8 protein-coding genes and 2 pseudogenes are annotated in these 24153 nt (G+C 69.8%); 5 read left to right on the forward strand and 5 right to left on the reverse strand.

Going from position 1 to position 24153, the window contains the following annotated elements; translation table 11 throughout:
- Nucleotides 1-26: 26 nt before the first annotated feature.
- Nucleotides 27-260 (reverse strand): annotated as a pseudogene (locus tag IPZ69_RS16650) (IS256 family transposase); the annotation flags it as partial.
- A gap of 88 nt (nt 261-348) precedes the next feature.
- Here IPZ69_RS16650 and IPZ69_RS16655 point away from each other — a divergent pair.
- Nucleotides 349-1050 carry a hypothetical protein gene (locus IPZ69_RS16655; protein WP_235454909.1) on the forward strand — a complete coding sequence of 234 codons (702 nt, stop codon included), beginning with the start codon at nt 349-351 and terminating at the stop codon, nt 1048-1050.
- Between the two features lie 5 nt (nt 1051-1055).
- Here the strand turns inward: IPZ69_RS16655 and IPZ69_RS16660 are convergent, their stop codons facing one another.
- The 3 genes from IPZ69_RS16660 to IPZ69_RS16670 form a co-directional block, all read right to left on the reverse strand.
- Entirely contained in the window at nt 1056-2294 is a 1239-nt protein-coding gene (locus tag IPZ69_RS16660; RefSeq protein ID WP_445330173.1) for an IS110 family transposase, read from the reverse strand.
- 580 nt (nt 2295-2874) lie between these two features.
- Nucleotides 2875-3021 carry a hypothetical protein gene (locus IPZ69_RS16665; RefSeq protein ID WP_235454939.1) on the reverse strand — a complete coding sequence of 49 codons (147 nt, stop codon included), beginning with the start codon at nt 3019-3021 and terminating at the stop codon, nt 2875-2877.
- A gap of 159 nt (nt 3022-3180) precedes the next feature.
- Entirely contained in the window at nt 3181-3384 is a 204-nt protein-coding gene (locus IPZ69_RS16670; protein WP_235454910.1) for a hypothetical protein, read from the reverse strand.
- A gap of 290 nt (nt 3385-3674) precedes the next feature.
- On the opposite strand from IPZ69_RS16670, the pseudogene IPZ69_RS16675 reads away from it, so the two are divergent.
- Nucleotides 3675-3806, forward strand: a pseudogene (locus IPZ69_RS16675) (peptide-methionine (R)-S-oxide reductase); the annotation flags it as partial.
- 18 nt (nt 3807-3824) lie between these two features.
- On the opposite strand, the gene IPZ69_RS16680 reads toward IPZ69_RS16675, so the two are convergent.
- Nucleotides 3825-6626, reverse strand: coding sequence for an AAA family ATPase (locus IPZ69_RS16680; RefSeq protein ID WP_268834660.1), 2802 nt, complete (start codon nt 6624-6626; stop codon nt 3825-3827).
- Nucleotides 6627-6866: 240 nt separating this feature from the next.
- On the opposite strand from IPZ69_RS16680, the gene IPZ69_RS16685 reads away from it, so the two are divergent.
- Genes IPZ69_RS16685 through IPZ69_RS16695 form a run of 3 tightly spaced genes read left to right on the forward strand, consistent with a single transcriptional unit; the run spans nt 6867 to nt 24030 of the window.
- Nucleotides 6867-14216: a SpvB/TcaC N-terminal domain-containing protein gene (locus tag IPZ69_RS16685; protein ID WP_235454912.1), complete on the forward strand. Its 7350-nt coding sequence runs from the start codon at nt 6867-6869 to the stop codon at nt 14214-14216.
- Between the two features lie 20 nt (nt 14217-14236).
- On the forward strand, nt 14237-20833 hold the full coding sequence (locus IPZ69_RS16690) for a neuraminidase-like domain-containing protein (RefSeq protein ID WP_235454913.1): 6597 nt from the start codon (nt 14237-14239) through the stop codon (nt 20831-20833).
- Nucleotides 20830-24030, forward strand: coding sequence for a Tc toxin subunit A-related protein (locus tag IPZ69_RS16695; protein ID WP_235454914.1), 3201 nt, complete (start codon nt 20830-20832; stop codon nt 24028-24030). Before IPZ69_RS16690 ends, IPZ69_RS16695 begins: the two co-directional genes overlap by 4 nt.
- Nucleotides 24031-24153: the final 123 nt, after the last annotated feature.

A 24153-nucleotide genomic window follows, 5' to 3' on the forward strand; every position in this document is an offset into this window, starting at 1 on the left:
GTCGAATCCCGCGATCAGGACGCGGCTCAGGCCGCGCTGGCGTCCTCCCGTTCGACGAGGACGCCACGCTTGAAGCGGGCTCCGACTCGCACGAGGGCGACCAGGTGCGGCGCATTGTCCGCGCGCCAGCGTTCCTGGGCGGACTCGATCAGCTTGAACGTCATCGCCAGAGCGGCCGACCGCGACCCGGCGCCACGGGTGACCTTGGTGCGCAGCCGCACAGTGGAGAAGGTCGACTCGATCGGGTTCGTGGTACGCAGACACCTCACGTTGCTAGGCCGTCAAGCGGGTCGGCCGTGAGGGCCGGGGTCTTCGAACAGTTCTGACCGGGCTTGAGAGAATCCCGGCATGGCGATGGCACGGCACTGGTACTCCTCTTCGCCCGTCGTGGACGGGCACCCGCTCCTGGATGAGCCGGGCTTCTGGCCTGCCTACTTGGCGGACATGGCCGAGGGGTTCGCGCCGGAGGTCTTCGGATCGGACGCGGGCGACGCGGAGGCCATGCTGGACACGCTCCATGAACCGTCGGCATGGCCCATGTTCACAGTGCCGCTGGCCGGCGGCTTCACGATCGTCGTGCACTTCAACAGCGGCGAGGAGTTCACGACTACGGACTACTTCCTCACGCATCCCGACTGGAGCCAAAATCTCGTCCTGGCCAGCGACGATCAGGACCGCATCGGCCCCGGGCTGTGCTGGCCCGAGCTCGCCGCTCTGCTGGAGGCACCACCGGGTGCGGCAGGCGTCACCGACCCTCACGCCCGTCTCCTCCTTCTTCTGCCGGTCCTCGGCGACGCGGCGGTTCCGGAGGAGGCCGTTTCGGCAGTGGTCGAGGCTCTGGTCGAACAGGGTGCGCCCGAGGCGAGCGAGGCGTTGGCCAGACAGCTGCTTCAGGGGCATCCCATGTGGGGCGCCGAGGAGTGGTGGTTCGACGATGACGAGCAAAGCTGGCTCTGCGAGGGCGATCACAGCCCGCGCAAGACCCCTCTGGGCGACCATCTGCCGCCACGACAGCGAGCCGCTCTCGAAGCCTGTCTCACTCCCCGCTGACCGATTCAAGCCGCGGTGACAACGGCCTCGGTGGGAGAGGCCCCGAAGGCGAGCGACTCGTCGCAGGTCGTGCCCTGCTTCAGGCAGTGGTAAAGCTGGCCGATCATGCGGTTGAAGAGGTTGCGCTGGGCGGCTGCGTGCCAGTCGCCTTGTTCGCGCCGGCGCCGGTAGTGGGCGTTGGCCCCGGTGGATGCCCGTAGGGAGGCGAAGGCCCAGAGGTAGCCGGCGTGGTTGAGCCGGTCATTCTTCACCCAGCGTCTGGTGATGGCGGACTTCTTGCCCGAGGCGCGGGTGATGGGTGAGGAGCCGGCGTAGGCCTTCAGGCCGCGGTCGTCGGCGAAGCGGGTGCGGTCGTCGCCGATCTCGGCCAGGACGCGGGCGGCGAGCTGGATGCCGAGGCCGGGGAAGCTCAGCAGGATCTCGGCGTCCGGGTGCTGGGGGAAGGCCTCTTCGACCGCTTCGGCGAGTTGGTCGGCGGCGGTGCAGGCGGCGTCCAGTTGGATGAGGAGGGCGAGCATCTGCTTGCCGAGTGCGTCCTCGATCAGCGGAGGTTGGTGGGCCCACTCGTCCCGGAAGACTTCGCGAAGGCGATCGGCCTCTGCTTCGATGCCGCGCTGGCGGCCGGCTCGCTTCAGCGCGGCCTGGATCTGGGTGCGGGTCAGCCATGCGGCCCGGGACGGGGTCGGCGCGGTCTTGAGGAGTTCTCGGGCCTCGGGCCGGCACAGGCCGTTGGTCCAGGCGGCGAAGGCGGCCAGGGCAGCGGGGTAGTACTCGCGCAGCAGGGACCGGAGCTGGTTGGCGAGCTGCTGCCTGTTCCAGAGAGAGTCCTGCTGGGCCCCGGCGAGGACGGCGATCGCACGGCCGAGGTCGGAGTCTTCGGGCAGAGGCCGGTGGGCATGCATGTCGGTGCGGAGGATATTGGCGAGGACCAGGGCGTCGCCGGGGTCGGATTTCTTGCGCGAGACGCTGTGCCGGTCTCGGTAGCGGGCGGCGGCCATCGGGTTGATCGCGAACACCTTGCGCCTGCCGCTCCGCAGGACGGCCACCAGCAGGCCGCGGGAGGTCTCGATCGCTACCGGGATCGGGTTCTCCTCGCTGTCGCCGTACTCGGCGAGCAGTTCCAGCAGGATCTTGTAGCCGGCCGCGTCGTCGGTGATGTGCCGTTTGGCCAGCAGCTGGCCAGTGTCGTCGACCAGGGCGACGTCGTGGGTTCGTTCCGCCCAGTCGATTCCGCAGTAGATCAAGATTCCCCTCCCCAGATTTCGGCGTTTGCACTGGTCACGAGCGCATGCGGGCCACGCAGCGACCTAATCCCAGGCCTCGACCGCAGCGCGGTCGGGCCGCCACCTCACTAGCCGTTCGTGACACCAGCGCACCCCACGGGCCTCGGTTTATGCGGGAGCTCGTACGGCTCGGGCGTATCGAGAGGTCACCGTGAGATGGGCTCGCACCACCAACGCAAACGAATGATCAGGTCGAGAGGTGTTGACGCGCGACGGCCCTGGACGCCGCCGCTCTCTTAATAGGCATCGATGCCGGGTGAGTTTTGGGCATCCGTCCAGCGCCGACGGGCGCCAACACCGCTCGTGGTGGCGGTCACAGAGACGCCGAACGCCACCGCTCTGCCTGGAGACGTCGAGGTCTGGGCGTTAGAAGGCATCCGCCCGGCGCCGCATGACCGCCACCACTCGCACCAGACCGTGCACCGATCTACGTTGAGGCCTCCACACGGCCCGGCTGCACCTGGATGTCACGGTCTGGTACTCGAACGCTCCGAGAAGCCCCTGCGTCTGCGGATCGCTCATAACTACGGATTAGGTGGATTCAGTGCTCGGCCGGGTAGTCGTAGAACGCCAGCAGCACGTCCTCGTCGTCGACGACCTTCGCCACGGACTTGGGGAACTTCGCGCCATAATAAACAAAGACGGTTTCATCGCGTACAATTGGGACGTTGTACTTCGACAGTTTCATCGATTTTCTCCACAGTAGGCTAGCAACGCTTCCATTTTGACTCAGGGCGGGCGCGCGAATCAGCCGCAGAGTAGGGAATTCTGATTCTGGGTGGGTCGACCCGTCGCCAATCTGAGCACGGGTCGGCCAACCGTGCAGATGTTTCCGCCGACACGTTTGTCAGGTAGGCATCTCGTCCATGAAGTTGTCGAGCTCGCATGACTGGTAGCCCTGATAGCCCTGGCATGTCGCTGGCTCCACGGCAACGTCAGCTGCCTGGAGTTCCTCCATCAGGTGCTTCACCGCGTTACGTGCACGGTCTGGGAGGCCTTGGGGGACAGTGATTCTCACCAGCAGCTTTTCATTTTCCTTTTCAGCTGTCATCCAAGACACCTTCCTTGGTTCGCTGGGCAGGCGCTCTGTTTAACGTCCGCTATTTCAACGTATGTGGATCTTTGGCTTGCCTCAAACAGCAATACGCCGTTCGGTCGATTTGCTACGAGCGAACGAGTGGTCATATATATCCCTGCTCATCCGAGGGGTCGGGCTACCCACGCGGTCGGCGTAGCGACTTTGGCCGGGAGTTTCAATGACCGAGTCAAGCCACTCCCGCCGGCTTGTCCCCTCGATGCGAACTACGGGCAGGTAGGTCGCTGAGGTCTCCTGAGCTGGTCACGAGGGTGCGCTGTGCCCGTTGCAGCTCGCACCTCGGGCATGTCTTCGAGGGGGAGGGGTACGGCACGCCGACGGACCAGCGGTACTGCATGAACAGTATCTCGCTGCGGCTGGCGTCGGACGAGGACTGAGCAAGCTTCCTCGGAGGGTCAGCATTCCACCCCGGCAAGAGCCAAGTGGCGCGCTAGATCCGTGCGGGAGCGGATATCGAGTTTTCGGTAGATCCGAGTCAGGTGGGCCTCGACCGTCTTGCGCGACAAGAAGAGAGCGGTTGCCGCCTCCATGTTGCTGAGGCCCTTGCCTATCGCGCGCGCCACCTGGAGTTCCTGCGCTGTCAGGAGTTCCACGTGCGCTGACCCTGGTGCTCCTTGCCCTGTGGCGGCCAGCTCTGCACAGGCTCTCGCCTGCCATGAGGAGGCGCCGAGGACGCCGAAGGCCCGCCGAGCGGACATGAGCGGCTCTCGGGCGGCCGCGGGGCGACGCAGCCGGCGCAGCGCCGCTCCGGCCACCAGCCGGGTCCGCGCCAGTTCGAAGGGCATGTCACGGCGTGCGTGGTGCTGCTCCGCGACAGCCAGCCATTCCTCGGCTCCGTCGGCGGACTCGGCGAGCATGGCGCGGCACCGCGCATGGGCTGCTGCGGGCCAGGCCAGCTCTGTTGCCGCCGCGCTCTCATCGAGCCAGGCGGTCAGTTCCGTTGCTCGCTGCCTGTTTCCTGCGCGGACCTGTGCCTCCGCGAGGTCCGGGACGAATGGCAGAAGGCCGGGGTTGGTCAGGCCCATCTCTTCGGCCAGTGTGAACGCCCGTTCCAGCCGGGCTTGACAGGAACGGAGGTCCCCCACGGCCAGCGCTGCCGATCCGAGGGCCGCCTCTGCGAAGACGTCGAGGCCTCGGACATCGCGACCACAGCGCTGCTCGTACTGCGCGATGCGCTCCTCGGAAGCCGTCCGGTCTCCGCGCAGTCCGTCCAGACGGGCCAGCAGGGTCAGCACATAGCCGGTCGTGGCCGCATGCCCCAGTTTCCTTGACCAGCGCAGCGCTTCGTTGCCGTCGGCGCGGGCCGCGGTCCAGTTTCGCCACGACTCCATGGCGCAGCGGTTCACCAGAGCGGGCGCCAGCAGGGACGGGACGTCGTCGCGCCTGGCGCAGTCGATCACGGTGTCGAGCACCTCACGGGCCGCGTCGTCCTCGTCCACCCAGGACAGCCCCATCCCGATCTGCGTCGCCCAGAACCCTGCTTCCAAAGTCCATCTCTCGCGCACCTGAACCGTACGCTGCGCGGGCAACAGAAGGGCGCGGGCCTCGGGAACCTGCCCCGTCAGCGCCCGGGTCATTCCGTTGACCGCGGCGGCGAGGAGCTGTAGCTCTGCAGCCGGCTCGGCCAGGTCGGCGCAGCGCGCGGCGGCAGCGGTCGCCGACGTGATCCGCCCGTCCATCAACGCCGGCACGGCGGCTGCTCCGTAGAGTGCGCAGGCCCGCGCCCGATCAACGGATTCGACTGCTCGTGCCGCAGTGGTCAGCAGCTGGTGCGCACGGCCCGGCATCCCCAGCCATCCGCATGCCTGTCCCCGGAGAAGCTCGATGTCGGCGGTGAGCCGGGGGTCGGCGCTCCAACGCAGCGCCTGGTCGCACCAATGGGCTGCGTCGCTGGTGTCACCACTGTGGAAGGCGTCCGTGGCCGCGCGCAGCAACCGCACTGCCTTGTCTGGCTCGTCCGGCGACAGTTCCGCGGCTCGATGCCACGCCCGGGCCGCCATCCCGAGGGCGCCGCGCTGTTCCTCCCGGCAGGCCGTGGCGGCGAGGGCTACGGCCAGGGAAGCGTCCGGTCCAGCCGTGGCTGCTGCCAGGTACCAGGTGTGCAACTCGCCCGAGGAGGTCTTGGCCCAGGCCTGGTACGCGCGCAGACGCTCGGAGGTTGGGCAGCGCCCCAGGAGCAGCGGTCGCAGCACCGGGTGCCCAAGCTCATAGGTCCCTGCCACAGCCCGTACCAGACCCACTTCCTCTGCGGCATCGAGCGCGCCCAGGAACAGCCCGGCCATGTCCAGCACACGTTCCAGCGCCGCGACGTCGGCTGAAACGCTGGTTGCCAGATACAGCAGGGCTTCCCGAGTCTCACCGGGAACGCTGTTCATGAGCCGCTGCCAGGCCCGCTCCACCCGTGCCCCTGGTATTTGCCAGGCCTCGTCCCACGGCGGGGTGCCCGACTCGAGGACCCGGCTCAGCACTGCCGCGTACTCCACCAGAACGAGGGGGTTCCCCCTGCTCAGAGCGACGATGCGGTCTGCCGGGAAAGCGAATGGATCCAGTTCGCGGCTGCTCAGCACTTCCCTGCTCGCATCCTCATCCAGCGCCTCCAGCGCCAGGTGCGGTACGCCCTCCCAGCCGTCCTGGCGCCCCGGTCCGGTTCCCGTCGCCATCACCAGCACGACCCGTTCGGCAGCCACTCGGCGCGCCACGAACTGCAGGACGCGGCGCGAGGCAGGATCCACCCAATGCAGGTCGTCGACCAGGACCACGACCGGCTCGACCTTCCCGGCGGTGGACAGCACACACAGCGCACCCGCACACGCGGCGTACGGATCGGGGTCATCGGCGTCCGACAGGGCGAAGCACCCTTCGAGCGCCCTGAGCTGTCGTGGCGGCAGCTGTGCGAAGTGCGGGCGGAGCGGCAGCAGAAGGTCGGCGAGCACCGCGTAGGGAAGCAGAGTTTCCGACTCGGCGCCGCGGGATCGGAGCACGCGGATGCCGTCGCGTCGTGTGGCGTAGTCAAGCATCGTGCTCTTCCCGATGCCCGGTTCCCCGTACAGCAGCAGGGCCGCACCGCCATCCATTGCGGATTCGAGCAATCCGTCAAGGAGCCGGCACTCCCGCTGCCGTCCGGTTGGCACGTTCTGACAGGTCCCGGCTCCGGCCGGGGGCGCATCTGCGTCCCTCTGTGGCACCGGATGGCTCATAGCTCCCCCCGACTTCGCGTCCCGGCGCCCACGAGCACCGCCCCATGACCAGAGTGCCCGTACCAGCGCGTGCGCGCCGCCGGTGTAGGGACTTCCCGTGTAGCGCTGCTGCACGGAAAGGAGTTGGGTGTGCCGCGAACGGCGTACAGGAGGTGACGCCTTGACGGCAGCCGACGAACCGCGCCGGGGCAGAGAAGCACGCAACGTGTGCCACTGCCCTTCGGGAGAAGGGAACCAGCCATGGCCGAGGCCGTGCATGAGGGGGCGCCCGAAGCCGCCCGGCACGACGATGCTCTCGCGCTTCCCGCGGTCTGTCTGCCGCGGGGCGGCGGTGCGATCCGCGGCATCGACGAGACCTTCACCACGATGCCCGCCACCGGCACCGGCGCGCTGACGATCCCGCTCGCCCTCAGTCCCGGCCGGCCCGGAGCCACCCCGCAGCTGGCTCTCACCTACAGCTCCGGTACGGGCAACGGACGGTGGGGCATCGGATGGGACCTCTCCCTCGCCTCCGTCACCCGACGGACCGATCGGGGGCTGCCCCGGTACCGGGACGTCGCCCCGGACTCCGACGATCACCTCTTCCTCGGGCAGGAACTCGTCCCCGAACTGCGGGCGACCGGCGGCGTCTGGCGGCACCCGGCGACCGACCGCGACGGCTGGCGCATCGAGCGCTACCGCCCCCGCGTCGAGGCGGCGTTCACCCGTATCGAGCGCTGGACCGAGATCGCGACCGGGGTCGCCCACTGGCGCACCGTCAGCCGCGACAACGTCACCACGCTCTACGGCACGAGCAGCGAGAACCGGATCGCCGACCCCGACGACGCCCGCCGAGTCTTCACCTGGCTGGCCTGCGAGAGCCACGACGACAAGGGCAACGCCGTCCTGTACCGGTACACCGCCGAGGACGCGGCCGACGTGGACCTGCGCCAGACCCACGAGTACGGGTCGCGCCCGCGCGCGACCCAACGGCACATCAAGCGAATCCTGTACGGCAACCGGGCACCGTACGTACCGGGGGAGCGGCTGACCGACCGTGCGGACTGGATGTTCGAGGCGGTCTTCGACTACGGAGAGCACCTCGGCGAAGCACCGTCACCGCAGCCGGCGCACGGACGGACCTGGGCCTGCCGCCGGGATCCGTTCTCGACGTACCGTGCCGGGTTCGAGATACGCAGCTACCGCCTCTGCCAACGGGTCCTGATGTTCCACCACTTCCCCCAGGCCGCCGGTGTCGGTCGCGACTGCCTGGTCCGCTCCATGGACTTCACCTACCGTGGGGACCCGGTCCGGGGCGAGCCGCGCGGGTCACTCCTCGCCTCGGTCACCGTTCACGGCTACACCAGGCATTCCGGCGGCTACCAGAAGAAGTCCCTGCCGCCGCTCGACCTCACCTACAGTACGGCCGAGGTGAGCGACGAACTGCGCACCCTGGATCCCCGCAGCGCTGCCCAGCTGCCGGCCGGTGCGACGCAGTGGGCCGACCTCCAGGGCGAGGGGCTGGCCGGCGCGCTGGTCGAGGTGCCGGACGGCTGGCTGTACAAGGCCAACCTCGGTCCGCTGAGCGCCGACGGCGCCGCCCGCCTGGGACCGGCGATGCCGGTGGCTACGCGTCCGACGACCGGCCGCCACGGGCGACTTGCCGACCTCGCGGGCGACGGGCGCCCCCAACTCATGGACTTCACGCGCCCCGTCGCCGGGTTCCACACCCGCACCCAGCCGGGCGGCTGGTCGCCCTTCACCCCCTTCCGCTCGTTGCCGGACATCGACTGGGCCGACCCGAACCTGCGGCTGCTCGACATCACCGGAGACGGCCGGCCCGACGCCCTGCTGACCGATGACGAGGCGCTGACGTACTACCCGTCACTGGGCGAGGAGGGCTTCGGACCGCCGCTGCGCATCCCGTGGGAGCGCGACGAACGGGCGGGCCCGCGGCTGCTGTTCGACGACGGCACGCAGACCGTCTTCACGGCCGACATGTGCGGCGACGGCCTCGCGGCTCTGGTGCGCATCCGAAACGGCGAGATCTGCTACTGGCCGTGTGTCGGAGGCCGGTTCGGCGCGAAGGTCACCATGGACGACGCTCCGTGGTTCGACACGGCCGAGCGGTTCGACCCCCGGCGCATCCGGCTCCTCGACACCGACGGCAACGGCTGCGCCGACATCTGCTACCTGGGCCCCGACTCGGTCCGCCTCTGGCTCAACCAGTGCGGCAACCGCTGGGACCCGCCGCGCAGCCTCACCGCACTGCCCCGTGGTACAGGCTCCGCCGACGTCACCGTCACCGACCTGCTCGGCAACGGCACCGCCTGCCTCGTCCTGACCCCGACCGGCCCGGACGGCGGCCGCGCCGAGGTGCGCTACCTCGACCTCATGGGCGGGACGAAACCCCATCTGCTGACGGAGATTCGCAACAACCTCGGCGCGGAGACCCTCATCACCTACGCCCCGTCGACGAGGTATTACCTCGCGGACCGGGCCGCGGGCACCCCCTGGGTCACCCGGCTGCCGTTCCCCGTCCACGTCGTCGCCTCGGTCCGCACCCGCGACCGGATCGCCGACAGCCTCTTCACCACGCGCTACTCGTACCACCACGGGCACTACGAGGACCGCGAGTTCCGCGGCTTCGGCCGCGTGGACCAGCTGGACACCGAGGAGTACGACGTCCTGCGCGGCAGCGGCCCGCCGCCCGCCAACGTCGACGCCGCCTCGCACGTCCCGCCCGTCCTGACCCGCACCTGGTACCACACCGGCGCCTTGACCTGGGGTGGCCGCATCTCCCGCCAGTACGAGAGCGAGTACCACCGCGAACCGGGCCTGCCCGCCGGGGACCTGCTGCTGCCGGACACCGTGCTGCCGCGGCCGGCCATGTCACCGGCCGACGAGCGCGAGGCCCGACGCGCGCTGAAGGGGTCGGTGCTCCGCCAGGAGATCTACGCTCTCGACTCCGCCGGCGGTGTGCCGTACCCCGGAACCGGTGTGCCGTACACGGTCTCCGAGCGCAACCACACCATCGAGCAGTGGCAGCCGGTGGCCGCGGGCAACCGGCACGCCGTGACCTCGGTGCACGCGCGCGAGACGGTCGACTTCCACTACGAGCGCACCACGGACCCCAGGGTCAGTCACACTCTGACGCTGAAGACGGACGCCTACGGCAACGTGCTTGCCGCCGCCGCGATCGCCTACGGCCGGCGCGGCGACGACCCGGACCTGCCGGCCGAGGACCAGGCACGGCAGCGGCACACCCACGTCACCTGCACGGAGACCGACCACACCCGGCCGGTCGAGGAGGCGGACGCCTACCGTGCCCCGATGCCGTGCGACGCCCGCACCTACGAGCTGTACGGCCTGAGCTCGCCCGCTCCGCGCCACCGGCTGCTGTCGTTCGCCGCCGTCGAGGCCGCGTGTGCCGCCGCCGCGGCCGCGCCCGAAGTGCCGTACGAGGACGACCTGGGCACCGGTGTGCCCGCCGGAGCGGTGCGACGGCGGCGGATCGAGCACGTCCGGACCCTGTTTCGGCGCGAGGACCTGGACGACGGCCAAGGGGCGCTCCCGCTCGGCCGGACGGGGCCGCGCGCGCTGCCGCACACCACCTTGAAGCTGGCCCTCACCCCCGGCCTCCTCACCCGGGCGTACCAGCGCGACGGCCAGGACCTGCTGCCGGCCCCGGACCGCGCCGCGATGCTCGGTACCGAGGGTGGTTACCGGGACGAGGCGGGCGGCTGGTGGCTGCCGTCGGGCCGGGTCTTCTACTCGGAGGACCCTCTGGACACACCCGCCGTCGAACTGGCGGCCGCACAGGGCGGGTTCTTCCTGCCGACCCGCTTCCGCGACCCGTTCGGACACGACAGCCTCGTGGCGTACGACGACGAGGCACTGCTGGTCCGCCGGACCCGGGACCCGGTGGGGAACGTCGTCACGGCCGACAACGACTACCGGGTCCTCAAGCCCCGCCTGGTCACCGACGCCAACGGCAACCGCACCGAGGCCGTCTTCGACAGCCTGGGCCTCGTGGCCGCAACCGCGGTCATGAGCGAGGCGACCGAGTCGCTCGGTGACTCGACGGCCGGGCTCACCGCGGACCCGACCGACGGCCAGGTCGCGGACTACCTGCGCGACCCGCTCGCCGACCCGCACACGCTGCTCGCCGGGGCCACCACCCGCCTGGTGTACGACCTGTTCGCCTACCACCGCACCCGCGCATCAGCCCGCCCCGCCCCGCCGGTAGTGGCGACCCTGAGCCGCGAGACCCACGCGTCCGCACTGGGCGCCGGAGAGAAGACCGCCGTCCAGCACCGGCTGATCTACGGCGACGGCTTCGGCCGCGAGATCCAGACCAAGGTATGCGCGGAGCCCGACGCGGCGGGGGCACCGCAGTGGGTGGGCTCCGGCTGGACCGTCTTCAACAACAAGGGCAATCCGGTACGCCGCTTCGAACCCTTCTTCAGCCCGCGGCCCGGCTTCGAGTACGAGAAGACCGTCGGTGTCAGCGCGATCCTGCTCTACGACCCGTTGCAGCGCGTCGTCGCCACCGTGCACCCGGACCACACCTACGACAAGGTCGTCTTCGACGCCTGGCAGCAGACGACGTGGGACGTCAACGACACCGTGCTGCGCGCGGACCCCGTCTCCGACCCCGACGTGGGCGCACTGATCGCCCGGCTGCCGCGAGACGACGTACTGCCGACCTGGTACACGAGCCGCGCGGACGGCAGTCTCGGTCCCCGTGAGCAGGCCGCGGCCGTGAAGGCGTCGGCCCACGACGGCACCCCCTCCCGCACGGACCTCGACGCGCTCGGCCGGGTCTTCCGCACCGTGACCCTCTCCGCGAAGAACACCGTGCACATCGCGCGGCAGCGCCTCGGCATCGAGGGGAACGTGCGCGAAGTGCGGGACGCGCGGGGTCGGTTGGTCATGCTCTACGACTACGACCTGCTGGGCCGCCGGATCCGTACGGCGAGCATGGAGGCGGGGACGCGGTGGATGCTGCCGGACGCGACGGATCGGCAACTGTACGGCTGGGACAGCCGGGGCCACCGGATGCGTACGGTCCACGACGCGGCACGGCGGCCGGTGGAGGTGTGGCTGCGGGACGCGTCCGGGGCGGACGTGCTCACTGACCGGACGGTCTACGGAGAAGGGCAGGGCGCGGGGGCGAACCTGCGGGGCAAGCCGTACCGGATCCATGATCAGGCAGGGGTCACGACCTTCACCGACTACGACTTCAAGGGCAACCTCGTGGCGTCCCGCCGCGCCCTGGCCACGGCCTACCGCACCCTCCCGGACTGGTCGGCGAATCCGCCCCTGGAACCGGAGTTCGCCCCGGCGACCACGGCGTATGACGCGCTGAACCGCCCCGTCGCCGTGACGACGCCGGACGGCAGCACGACCGTGCCCGGCTACAACGAGGCGGGTCTGCTGGAGACCGTGTCCGTGTCGGTGCGCGGTGCGGCACCTGGGACCCTGGTGACGGACGTCGACTACAACGCCAGGGGGCAGCGCACCCGGGTCGAGTACGGCAACGGGGCGGCCACGGAGTACAGGTACGACGAGCGGACCTTCCGCCTGCGGCGACTGCACACGCTGCGCGGCGGCACGGCTTATCAGGACCTGTTGTACACCTACGACCCAGCCGGGAACATCACCGCTGTCCGGGACGACGCGCAGCAGACGGAGTTCTTCCGCAACGTCCGCGTGGAGCCGGAGGCAGGGTTCACGTACGACGCGCTCTACCGCCTGACGGAGGCCACCGGCCGCGAGGACCTGAGCCTCCTCACGGCCGGCGCGGTCGCCCCGCTGACGGACCACCCCGGCGACCGCAACCTGCTGGGCCGCTACACCGAGTCCTACGTCTACGACCTCGCGGGCAACCTCGACCGGCTCACCCATGTCGGCAGCGACCCGGCCCACCCCGGATGGGTCCGGCTCTTCGGTCACGAGGAGCCGAGCGCCCTCGACGCGGCGGAGCACAGCAACCGCCTGTCCTGGACCCGCTTCGAGAGCTCGACGGCGAAGGAGCCGTACACGTACGACGCCCACGGCAACACCACGACCATGCCGCACCTGCCGGTGATGACCTGGGACCACCGCGACCAACTCCATTCCACGGCCTCGACGGTGACCGCGCCGGACGCGACCCCCACCACCACGTACTACGTGTACGACAGCGCGGGCACCCGCGTCCGCAAGGTGACCGAGTCACCGTCCGGAAAACGCCTGCACGAACGCGTCTACCTGGGCGGCGTCGAGTTCTACCGCGCCTACGACCCCAACGGTACGACGGTGACGCTGGAACGCCAGACCCTTCACGTCATGGCCGACACCCACCGCCTGGCGTTGATCGAAAGCCGCACCACAGGCAACGACGGCTCCCCGGCGAAGCTGGTCCGCTACCAGTTCGGCGACCATCTCGACTCCGCCACACTGGAGTTGAGCGACACCGGCCGGGTCATCTCCTACGAGGAGTACCACCCGTACGGCACGACCGCCTACCGAGCGAGTGGCAGCCGAACCGATCCCCCGAAGCGGTACGGCTTCACGGGCAAGGAACGGGACGAGGAGAGCCGACTGGGGTATCACGGGGCTCGGTATTACGCGGCTTGGCTGGGGAGATGGACCAGTGCCGATCCGTCAGGTATCACCGACGGCCTCAATGCGTACGCGTATGTGCGAGGGAACCCGGTACGGAACGTGGACCGAGACGGCGAGCGTTGTATAGAGGCGGAAGGCGTGGTCTGTCTCACTTACCGGATGGATGACACGCTGGGCAAAGGGCCCTCGCACCTTATTCAGGTGCCGGGTATTGAAAGCATGGGCTGGCCCAAGAATTTCCAAGGGAGCCGCGCGTACGTGGGGACGTTGGTCGACGTCCAGTACCCGAAATCAAGAACGGAATTCGAGGTCGTCCCCCCGCCCGAGTCGACCGCGCCTCGCCCTGACGTTCCCGAGAAGAAGGCCCCGGCTCGGCCGATGGTCACCGTCAGTGCCCCCAAGAAGTCGGTCCCGCTCGTGGCACGCACCCGCGTGGAACCGGAGAAGTCGGCAAGCAAACCGGTCGGCACCCAAGTGGCGGAACCGCCTTTCGTTCCCATCTCGGACAAGGAGTGGGAAGAGGGGAAGAGGAAGCTGCTGGAGGAGCACGAGCGAGGCCTGCGGCTCATTCACGAGAAGCTGATCGAAGACATCAAGAGGGCGCTGTTCACCGAGGTACCGGACAACGTGTCCACGGGGATGGGGTACATCGGGGCGGCTTGTCGCTTCGTGCGCTGCGGGCCTTACGGAAAGCTGGCGGAAGGCATAGGTCTGTTCGCGGACGTGATCGGCATCATGGGAACCGCCTACTACGAAGGCCTGGATGCCGGCGGGGGCAAGTTGGGCAGGAATGCTGCCGGACGTGCTTTTGAAGCCTTGATGAAGGCTGGGTTGAAGGCGAAGAACGTCCCGGAGCCACTCGCCGAGAAAATCACCTCCATCCTCTCGTTGGTCTTCGACAAATTGCTGGGAGACACAATTGAAAAGGGAATTCGCGGAATACTCCCGCACCCTGAGGGACCTCGGCTTCCCGAATCTCAACGGTCACCGCACGAATGACGAACTCGAGGAGGCTCGGCATGGCAACGAGCGATGCACCGGCCGCGCAGACCGAACGTACCGTCCGTGGCCGGGTCCTGCTCGAGTCCGGGCAACCCGCCGCAGAACTCGGACTCCGGCTATATCGACACGGCTTCGGCGACGAGGTGTCCATGCTCGCCGAGACCCGGACCGACCACCTGGGGGAGTACGCGTTCACCTACGGCTCCGCCGATGCAGTGCCCGCGGTCAACATCGAGGTGAGGGCAGTCGACCGGTCGAACCGTGAAGTGTCCCTCTCTCACACCAAGTTCAACGCAACCGAGCACGAAGTGCACGACCTCGTCGCCCCGCAGAGTCTCCAGCCGCCCGGCATCGAGTACACACGGCTCCTCGCCGATGTCACGGAGCATCTCGGTGACCCTGTGCGGCTCGTGAGGGTGCGGGAAGAGGAGGGGCGCCAGGATCTTCGGTATTTGCGACGGGTCAGTGGGTGGGATGCGCGGATTCTGGCGCTTGCCGTGCGGGTTGAGGAGATGCATGTCGATCCGCGGGTCGAACTGCCTCGTGAGCTGCTTTACGCGCTGTTGCGCACCGGGTTGCCCAGCGATCGGGAGCGGCTTGCTCTTCTCGGGCCCGAGGTGGTGCGGGATGCCGTGGCGAAGGCCGTGAAGGAGGGGCTTGTGCCGGCCGACACCGTTCGGCAGGTCGGCCGTTTCGCCGCTTTCGCCGAGCGGGTCCGACGGGAGCTCAAGACGCCCGGCACGTCATCGACGTACGGCGAACTGCTCGCCGCCTCCGGGTTGTCGCAGGCGGACCAGGACGCCTTCTTTCCCGTGTGGACCCGTCACACCGGCACCGCCGAGGAGTTGTGGAGTGCCGCCGAGCGGGCCAGGGTCAGCGCCCAGGGTGTGCGGCGGCTTCGGCTGCAGGGGCGCCTCGCCCATCTCACCCGCAACAACGCACCCCTTGTCCAGTCCGTGATGCGCACCCTCGAAGGCCCGGACGACCTGCCCCGCCTCGTCGACGACGGGTTCTACAAGGCGGACACCTGGCTGGAGCGGCTCAACCGACTCGCCGACAGCAACAAGGACCGGCTCGACGACCTCGTACCGCCGGCCTTCGAGGGTCGCGACCTCGCGGACAGGTTGGCCGCGTACACCGGCGACCTCGCAGCCCGGATCAGGCTGGAGTACCCGTCCCATGTCGTACGGGCGATGCTGCGCGGCGACGAGGTGCGGCTCGGGCGCCGCCACGGTGAACTCAAGCGTCCCGTCCTGGACTTCCTCGACCGCGCCCTGCCCCTCGGGTACCGGTTCGGCGAGACCCCGTTCGACCGGTTCGTCGCCGACCACCGCCACGAGCTCGGCGACGTCGGCGGCGCGGCTGCGGACGGCGCCAAGGTTCTGCACCGGCTGTACCAGGTAGCCCCTTCGCACGACGGCCTCGCCGTGCTCGCGGAGGCGGAGTACACCGCCGCCCAGGACGTGGCCGCCACCGACCGCGCCGTCTTCGTCTCCCGCCACGCTGAGCCGCTTGGCGGCAGCGCGGTCGCCGAGCAGGTGCACCGCAGGGCGGAACACATCGCGGCCGTGGCCACCGTGGTCGTCACCGCCCTGCGCACCCTGGACAGCGCCCCCCTGCTGACCGCGCTGTCCGGCACCGCCGCGGACAAGGAGGCCGCCAAGTCCCGTATCAGCGAGCACTATCCGGCACTGGAACAGCTCTTCGGCTCGTTCGACTTCTGCGAGTGCGACCACTGCCGCTCCGTGCTCGGCCCCGCCGCGTACCTGGTCGACCTGCTCCAGCTGATCAACCCCGGCGACGCGGAGTGGAAGCGCCACACCGAGGCATGGTCCCAGGCCCACGAGGGCCGCACGTATCCGTACGCCAAGCCTTTCGACGCCCTCGCCGCCCGCCGCCCCGACATCCAGCACACCCCGCTCACCTGCGAGAACACCAACACCCTGCACTCCCAGACCGACCTGTTCAACGAGATCGCCGAGTTCTGGGTCGCTGAGGGCGGACACCTCACCGACCGCAGCGCGCGCGACACCGGCGAAGCCGTGACGGAGGACCTGCTGGCCGAACCGCAGAACGTCATCCCCGAGGCCTACGCCAAGCTCGCGGCCGCCTCCCATCCGCTCACCCTGCCCTTCGACCTGTGGACCGAGACCGTACGCCGTTTCCTCGGCCACCTCGAACTCTCCCTGGCCGACCTCGCGGAGGCCTTCCGGACCAGGCCCGAACTGTTCCCGCTGGCCGGCGAGCCGTACGGCCGGGCCGCCGTACTGGCCGAACGGCTCGGCCTGAACCCCGCGGAACACCGGCTACTGACCGGCCCCGACGACGCGTGGTTCGAGCTGTACGGATACGGCAGCGAGAACGAGGCCACCGCGGCGCTGCTGTCGGCCAGGACCCTGGCACGCCGGCTCGGCGTCACCTACCGCGAACTCGTCGAGCTGCTGCGCACCGCCTACGTCAACCCGGCGCTCCACCGGGCCAACGGCCAGGACGGGGCACGCGGACGCGTAGGCATCGTGCTGCGCCGCACGGGAGTCTCCCTCGCCGACGTCTTCCGGTACTTCGCCCACCCCGGCTACGCCCCCTTCGACGCACGGCAGAAGGCCGACTTCGAGCTGCGCCTCGACGCCGCGACCGCCCGCTACGCCTCGGCCCGCCCCGCGTTCGACGCCAGGACCTGGCTCACCGAGGCCTGGGCGGCCAAGGACTTCCACGCCGTCCTCGTTCTCGCCGACCCCAGTCCGGGCTGCGATTTCGAACGGACCGAGCTGCGCCGCGCGGACCTCACGGAGATCGGCGCGAGCGCCTTCCACCGGCTCAATCTCTTCGTACGGCTGTGGCGGCGGCTCGGCCGACCGATGCGTGAACTCGACATGGCGCTGTGCGAGTTCACCCCGCCGAGCGCCGGGAGCATCGGGTCGGGAATGCGTACCTGCCTCGTCCATCTGGCGCGCCTGGAGACGCTCCACGAACGGTCCGGGAGCAGGTCCGGCGACCGTGTCCCGCTCCTCGGCCTCTGGGCGCCCCTCGCGGTCGGCGGGGACCGGCCTCCGTACGAGGAACTGTTCCTCAACCCGAGCGTGCGCGCGGTGGACCCGGTCTTCGACCACCCCGCGGGCCGCTATCTGAGCGTGCCCGGCATGAAGGTCGCGGAGCATCTGCCGGGGCTGCGGGCCGCGCTCGGGCTCACGGCGGCGGACATCGACGCCGTCCTCGCCGACGACGGCCGGAGCGCGGCCACCACTGACCTCACCCTCGACACGGTCTCCCTGCTCCACCGGCACCGGGTACTCGCCGAGCACCTGGGCCTGACCGTCGCTGACCTGATCGCAGCACGGCGCGCCACGGGACTCGCGCCCTTCACCACCATCCCGCCGGACCCCCTCGCCGACGACGCGGCGGACCCCATCGGGGAGACCACCCTGCGGTTCGCCGACGCGCTGAAGGCGACCTCCGCCGCCGGGTTCACCCCCGCCGACCTGGACCATCTCCTGCGCCACCAGGCCGACCCGGTCGGCCCACACCGCCCCGACCCGGGCGCACTGCTCACGCTCGTGCTCGACCTGGCCGGCGGAATCGCCCGTATCCGCGCCGAGCACCCCGCGGCCCCGGCCGCAGCACAGGAACTCGTCGACGCCTTCGTCGTGGAACGGCTGGCCGCCGCGCTCCCCGCCGACGCCGGGATCGTCAAGGCGCTGACCGGCGACGCACGCCTGCTGGCGCTCGACGGCGCCCGGCTCGTGGACGCGTTCACCGCGGCCGCCGACACCGGCGTGACCCGTATGCTCTTCGCGTCGTCGGATGCCACGGGGCCACCGGTCGGGGCCGAGCGGACCGTGCCGGAGCCGAGCACGTCCGGCATCGACACGACGCTGTGCGACAGCGCCCGCTTCAGCGGCCACCTCCAGGTGCCCGCGGACGGCACCTACACCTTCAGCGCCCACCCCGCGCGCGCTGGCGCCCCCGTCGTCCTGCGCATGGAGCACCTGGCCGACCAGGTCCTGCCCGGCACCGGCACCGGGACCGTCGAACTCCGCGCCGGTGTCCCCTACGCCTACACCGTCGACGTGCACCGGCTCGCCGCCGGCCACACCAGGCTGCTCATCAGCGCCGACGGCGGACCTGCCGAGCCTCTCACCTCGCTGCGCCTGCACCCCGCCGCCTCGATCGCCCGCGTCGACCGCGCCCGCGTCCTGCTCGCCAAGGCGACCCGCATCACCGCCGGAGCGGGCCTCACCGAGCGCGAGCTCCGCCATGTCCTCACCCACCGCCGGGACTTCGTCGACCTGGACCTGGGACTGCTGCCGACCCGGGGGGACGACCCGGCCGCCGGCCCACCGAAGAAGCTGTTCCCCGCACTCCTCGCGCTCGTCGAGTACGGCGCGCTGCGCACGGAGTGCGGCGCGTCCGCCGACGACCTCGTCGACACCCTGGAACGCACCCGGCGCTCCGTACCACCGGGCACCGACCGGGCGGTGCTGCGCACCGCGGTGGTCGCCGACGTCTGCGACCGGCTCGCCGCACTGCTGCGCCGCCCGCGCACCTCCGTACAGGTCGCAGCCGAGCGGCTGGGCCTGCTGGCAGACGACGCGTCGGACCCGGCGGTGATCGAACTTCCCGGCCTGGCCCGGCCGGAGGGGCTGCGCCGGCTGTGGACCGCGCTGCGCCTCACCGAGCGGATCGGTGCCACCGCCACCGCTCTCGCGGACTGGGCCCGCATCGTCGAGGGCGACCCGGAGTACGGCCGGCAGACGGCCAGGGCCCTGCGGGACACCGTCCGCGGCCGGTTCGGCGCCGTCGGCTGGCGCGCCGTGGCCGGGCCCCTCAACGACGAACTGCGCCGCCTCAAGCGGGACGCGCTCGTCGCGCACATCATGCACACGGACGGCTTCGCCACTATGGAGGAGATCTATGAACACTTCCTCCTGGATCCCGGCGTCCAGCCCGTGGTGCGCAACTCCCGTATCCACGCGGCGATTTCCGCAGTGCAGCTGTTCGTCCAGCGCTGTCTGATGGACCTGGAAGACACGGTGGAACCCGCCGCCATCAACAGCCGCTGGTGGACCTCGCACATGAGCCGCTACCGGGTCTGGGAGGCCGCCCGCCGGATGTTCCTCCACCCCCAGCGCTATCTCGCCCCCGAGCTGCGAACCGACCGTAGCCACCTGTTCGACGAGGCGCAGAGCCTCCTCCTTCAGTCGGACGTCGACGAGGACCTGGTGGAGCAGGCATTCCTCGGCTACCTCCAGGGGCTGGAGAAGATCGCGAAGCTGGAGATCGTGTCGCTGTGCCGGGAGATCCTGCCCGGCTCGCCGCCGACCCACGTCCTCCACGTCATCGGGCGTACCGCCGCCGCCCCGCACGCGTACTTCCACCGCACCTACGCCCCGGCCTCCGGAACCTGGTCCGCCTGGCAGCCCGTCGGCGCACAGATCGAGGGCGACCATGTGGTGGCGGCGATGTGGCGCAGGCGGCTGCACCTGCTGTGGGTGACCTTCCTGCCCTCGGCCGACTCCAAGGGGTTCGCCGCACCCGCTCCGGGGGAGAAGGCGTCCAATTTCGAGGGCATCGCCAAACAGACCCCGGGGGAGACCACACAGAACCTGGTGCGGGCCCAGCTCAGCTGGGTCGAGCGGGTCGACGGCCGCTGGTCGGACCGGCGCGGCGGCGCCTTCGGGCAGGCCGTCCAGCTGGCCGCACCCCTCGGCGCCGAGGCCGCCGCCCGCGTGACCGTCCACGTCAGCTACGACACGGCTGGCGGGCGCGACGCCCTGAAGGTCAACCTGGGTGCCCCGGTCGACGGGGCGTTCCGCCTCGTCAACAAGAGCGTTCCCCCGCGCTGGGAGGCCGCGCAGCCGCGAGTCGCGTCCGTCTACACCGTCTCCCCGGCCGGCGCACCGACCGCGGACCGAGGGGCGGGGGCGCTGTCCCGGTTCACCCAACTCGTGCTCAGCAAGGACGGCGAGAGCTACCCGGCCGACCCGCTCAGCAAGCAAGTACTGGGCACGGGCGGCGAGTTCGCCCTCGTCCGCTGCACCGACCCGCCGGAGTTCGACGACCCCTTCCAGGGGCATCCCGTGGGCCCCTTCTTCTACAGCGACAACCCGCACTCCTTCCTGGTGGAGGTGGAACCGAGGCTTGTCGAGTACAACCTGTGGGTCCTGCCCGCCCCGCAGCCCGAACTCCAGCTGTCGCGTGAGCTGTTGCGGGACCTGCCCATCAGGGTGTTCATCCCCGTGGACCTCGGCGTCTTCGACCCCGAGACGGTCAAGTCGATCAGCCCCTTCGCCCGGAACAGCCTGGCCGTCCGCCAGGACTGGCTGGTCAACCCCGTGACGGTCCTGCGGTTCGGCGACCGGCTGGTCGGCGGGGACGGCGGCCTCGACCTCAAGGTGGTGCAGGCCACGACGGCCGCCCCGGAGTTCCACAAAGCGATCGGCATCGCCCCGGGCAGCCAGGCGGTCCCCGGCAGCAGCGTCCTCGTCGGCAAGCCCGACCTGGTCACGGAACAGAAGTTCACGGCGCCCGCGCAGGGCCTCACCATCATCGGCGACTCGGGACTCAGCGCACCCGCTCTCGCCTACCTGGACCGCGAAGGAGTCGTACGGCCATGACCTCGTCGCAGAAGGCCTACCAGGAGCTCCACCGGCGGACGGACCTCATCTACCGGTTCACCTCGCACAGCCACCCCTACGCCGGTGAACTGCTCAGGCGCTTCGTGGAGGGCGGCGTGGACGCCGTCCTGCGGACGGACACCGCCCAACCACCGCTGCGCGAGGACATCTTCGGACCCCACGAATACGACCCCCTGCCCGTCGTCGGCAAGCCGTACCCGGTCCAGGAGCTCGACTACACGGGCCCGTACGGCGTCTATAACGAGGAACTCTTCTTCCACCTCCCCTTCACCCTGGGCCTGCACGCCAGCCGCAACCAGCACTTCACCGAGGCCCGCCGCTGGTTCTCCTACGTTCTCGACCCCGCCGCCGACGGCGAGGAGCCGCTGCCGCAGCGCTACTGGCAGTACGAGAGGTTCCGGCGCACCGAGGTCCAGTCGATCGAGGAGATCCTCGTCAATCTGGCGAGCAACGCCGACCCCGCGCTGCGCCTGGAGACGCTGCGAAGCATCGACGCCTGGCGCAACGCCCCTTTCCAGCCCCATGCCGTCGCCCGGGTCCGGCCCTCCGCCTACATGATGGCCACCGTCTTCGCGGTCCTGGACAACCTGATCGAGGCGGGCGACCAGCTCTACCGGCAGGACACCCGCGAGACCATCAACGAGGCCACCCAGTACTACGTCCTCGCTGCCCAGCTCCTCGGCCCGCGCCCGCAGTCGGTGCCCCGCAAACAGGCGGCGCGGCCCCAGACCTACGCCCAACTGCGCGCCGATATCGATGAGTTCGGCAACTCCCTGCGCGCGGTCGAGACCGACATCCCGTTCGCGGCGGCCGACCCCGCCGCCGTCGACGGCACCCGGCCGCATCGGGCGGCCGACGGACAGGCGCGGACCCTGGCCGGACTGGGCACCTCGCTCTACTTCGGCGTGCCGCGCGACGACAAGCTGCTCGACTACTGGGACCGGGTCGAGGACCGCCTTTTCAACATCCGCAACAGCCTGAACATCCAGGGCACCTTTCGTCAACTCCCGCTCACCGCGCCGCGGATCGACCCGGCCCTGCTCGCCCGCGCCGCAGCCGCAGGAGTGGACGTCGGGGCCGTGGCGAGCGGGGCGAACCAGCCGCTGCCCCTCGTCCGCTTCCGGTTTCTGGTCCAGAAGGCCACGGAGACCTGCCAGGAGGCCAGGTCGCTCGGCGATGCCCTGCTCTCCGCCATGGAGAAGGGAGAGGCCGAGACACTGACGGCGCTGCGCGCCCACCACGAGACCGCCCTCCTCGGACTCGGTGAGTCCCTGCGCTATGCCCAGCTACAGGAGGCGAAGAAGGCGACCGAGGGGGTGCAGAAGTCCTTCGACCTGATCGTCCAGCGGTATACGCACTACGGCAGGCTGCTGGGCCTGAAGCCACAGGAGCTGACCGTCGCACCCCTGGACCCGCTCGAACCCTCGACGCTGGACGAGCTGAGCTTCCAGGCGGCCGAGCCCGCCGTCGGTCCCGTCGACGTGGAGTACGGCGCCGTCGTCGACGAGGGCGGCAAGCGGGCGCTGTCGGGTGAGGAGCAGCGCGAGTTGGCGATCCTGGACCTGGCCCAGACGCTTCAGGACGCGGTGGGCAAGGCAGACGAGATGGCCGCGACGATGCAGTTGATCCCCACTTTCGGGGCCCGCTTCGAGCCCTTCGGCGCGGGCGGCACCATCTCGTACGGCGGGTCGAACCTCTCCGGTATCTACAGCGCGCTCGCAGCCTCCGGCCGCGGTCTGGCCGGAGGGCTCACGCACTCAGCGAACCGGATGGCGAAGCTCGGCGTCTACGACCGCCGACGGCAGGACTGGGCCCTCCAGTTCAACGTTGCCGCGGCTGAACTGACCCAGGTCTTCAAGCAGTGGCGCGCCGCCCAGCTCCGGGAGTACATCGCCGCACGCGAGTGGGCGCACCACATCAAGCAACGCTCCCAGGCCCAGGAGATCCAGCGATTCCTCGCTGGCGAGACCGGCGCCAAGACGACCACCGCCGCATTCTGGGCCTATCAACGCCGCGAAACCCGGGGGCTGTTCACCCGTGCCTTCGACCTGGCCCTCGAAGTGGCCGGCAAGGCCGAGCGCGCGCTGCGGCACGAACTAGGCCGCGACGACGTCTCGTTCCTCTCCTCGGACTATCTGGCTGGCCCCGAGAAACTCCTCGCGGGAGACCGCCTGGCACTGGACATCAAGCGGATGGAGGTGGCGTACCACGATCTCAACGAGCGCGAGTACGAGATGGTCAGGCACGTCAGCCTGGCCCGCACCGACCCGCTCGCGCTGATGCGGCTGCGGGCGACGGGACGCTGCTCCCTGTCCCTGCGCGAAGAGGACTTCGACACGGACGCCCCCGGACAGTTCTTCCGCCGTATCCGTTCGGTCGCGGTGAGCGTCCCGGGGGTTCCTCCCTACGGCTCCGGGGTCAACCTCAAGCTGACTCTGGTCGGCAGCAGCATCCGCACGAGCACCTCGCTGGACGGCGGCTATGCCCGCCGGGACGACGACGCGAGGTTCAGCGACCACTTCGGTGCGGCGGAGGCCGTCATCGTTTGCGAGGGCCTGCGCGACACCGGGCAGGATGCGCGAGACGACGAGCGGCTGAAGAAGTTCGAACGGGCTGGCGTGATCAGCGACTGGGAGCTCGAACTGCCCCACGAGATCAAGCAGTTCGACCACTTCACCCTCGACGACGTGCACCTGCACATCGCGTATACGGCCCGTGAGGGCGGCTCCGAGCTGCGCACGGCTGCGGTGGACAACCTGGAGACCCGCCTCACCGAGGGCACCGGCCCCGGCTCCGTCCGCCTGCTCTCCGTGGCGGCCGCGTTCCCCGACCGCTGGGCCCAGTTCCTCAGCGACACCGACGACCGGCCTCGTCTCGCACTGCCGCTGCGTGCTGAGCACTATCCGTACTGGAGCGAGGGGCGCCTGAGGAAGATCGTCCGGGTCGAACTGCTGGCGCGGGCGGACCACGGCCTCCGGGTCTTCGCCGACCGCACGGCGGATGCCGAGCCCGACCTGATCTCTGCTTCCCTCGGCACCGAGGTCCGAACCGGCGACCTGCACCACGTGCCTCGTCCTGCACCGATCTCACCCGAAGGCCAGGACTTCGTCCTCTACTTCGACAGCAACGCGTTGAAAGATCTCTGGATCGCGCTCACCTGGGCCAACGAGGCCTGAGTAGGGGTGGGGACTGGCGCGGTTGCGGTACTCCGTTTCCAGTCCCCGACCTTACTCAGAGTGTGCAGACACGAAGCACGGTGGCTGGTCGTTGTGGAGTGCCGAACTCGCTGAAAAGTGGAA

Origin of the sequence: Streptomyces olivochromogenes, assembly GCF_021538895.1 — a bacterium.
GTDB classification, from domain to species: domain Bacteria; phylum Actinomycetota; class Actinomycetes; order Streptomycetales; family Streptomycetaceae; genus Streptomyces; species Streptomyces olivochromogenes_A.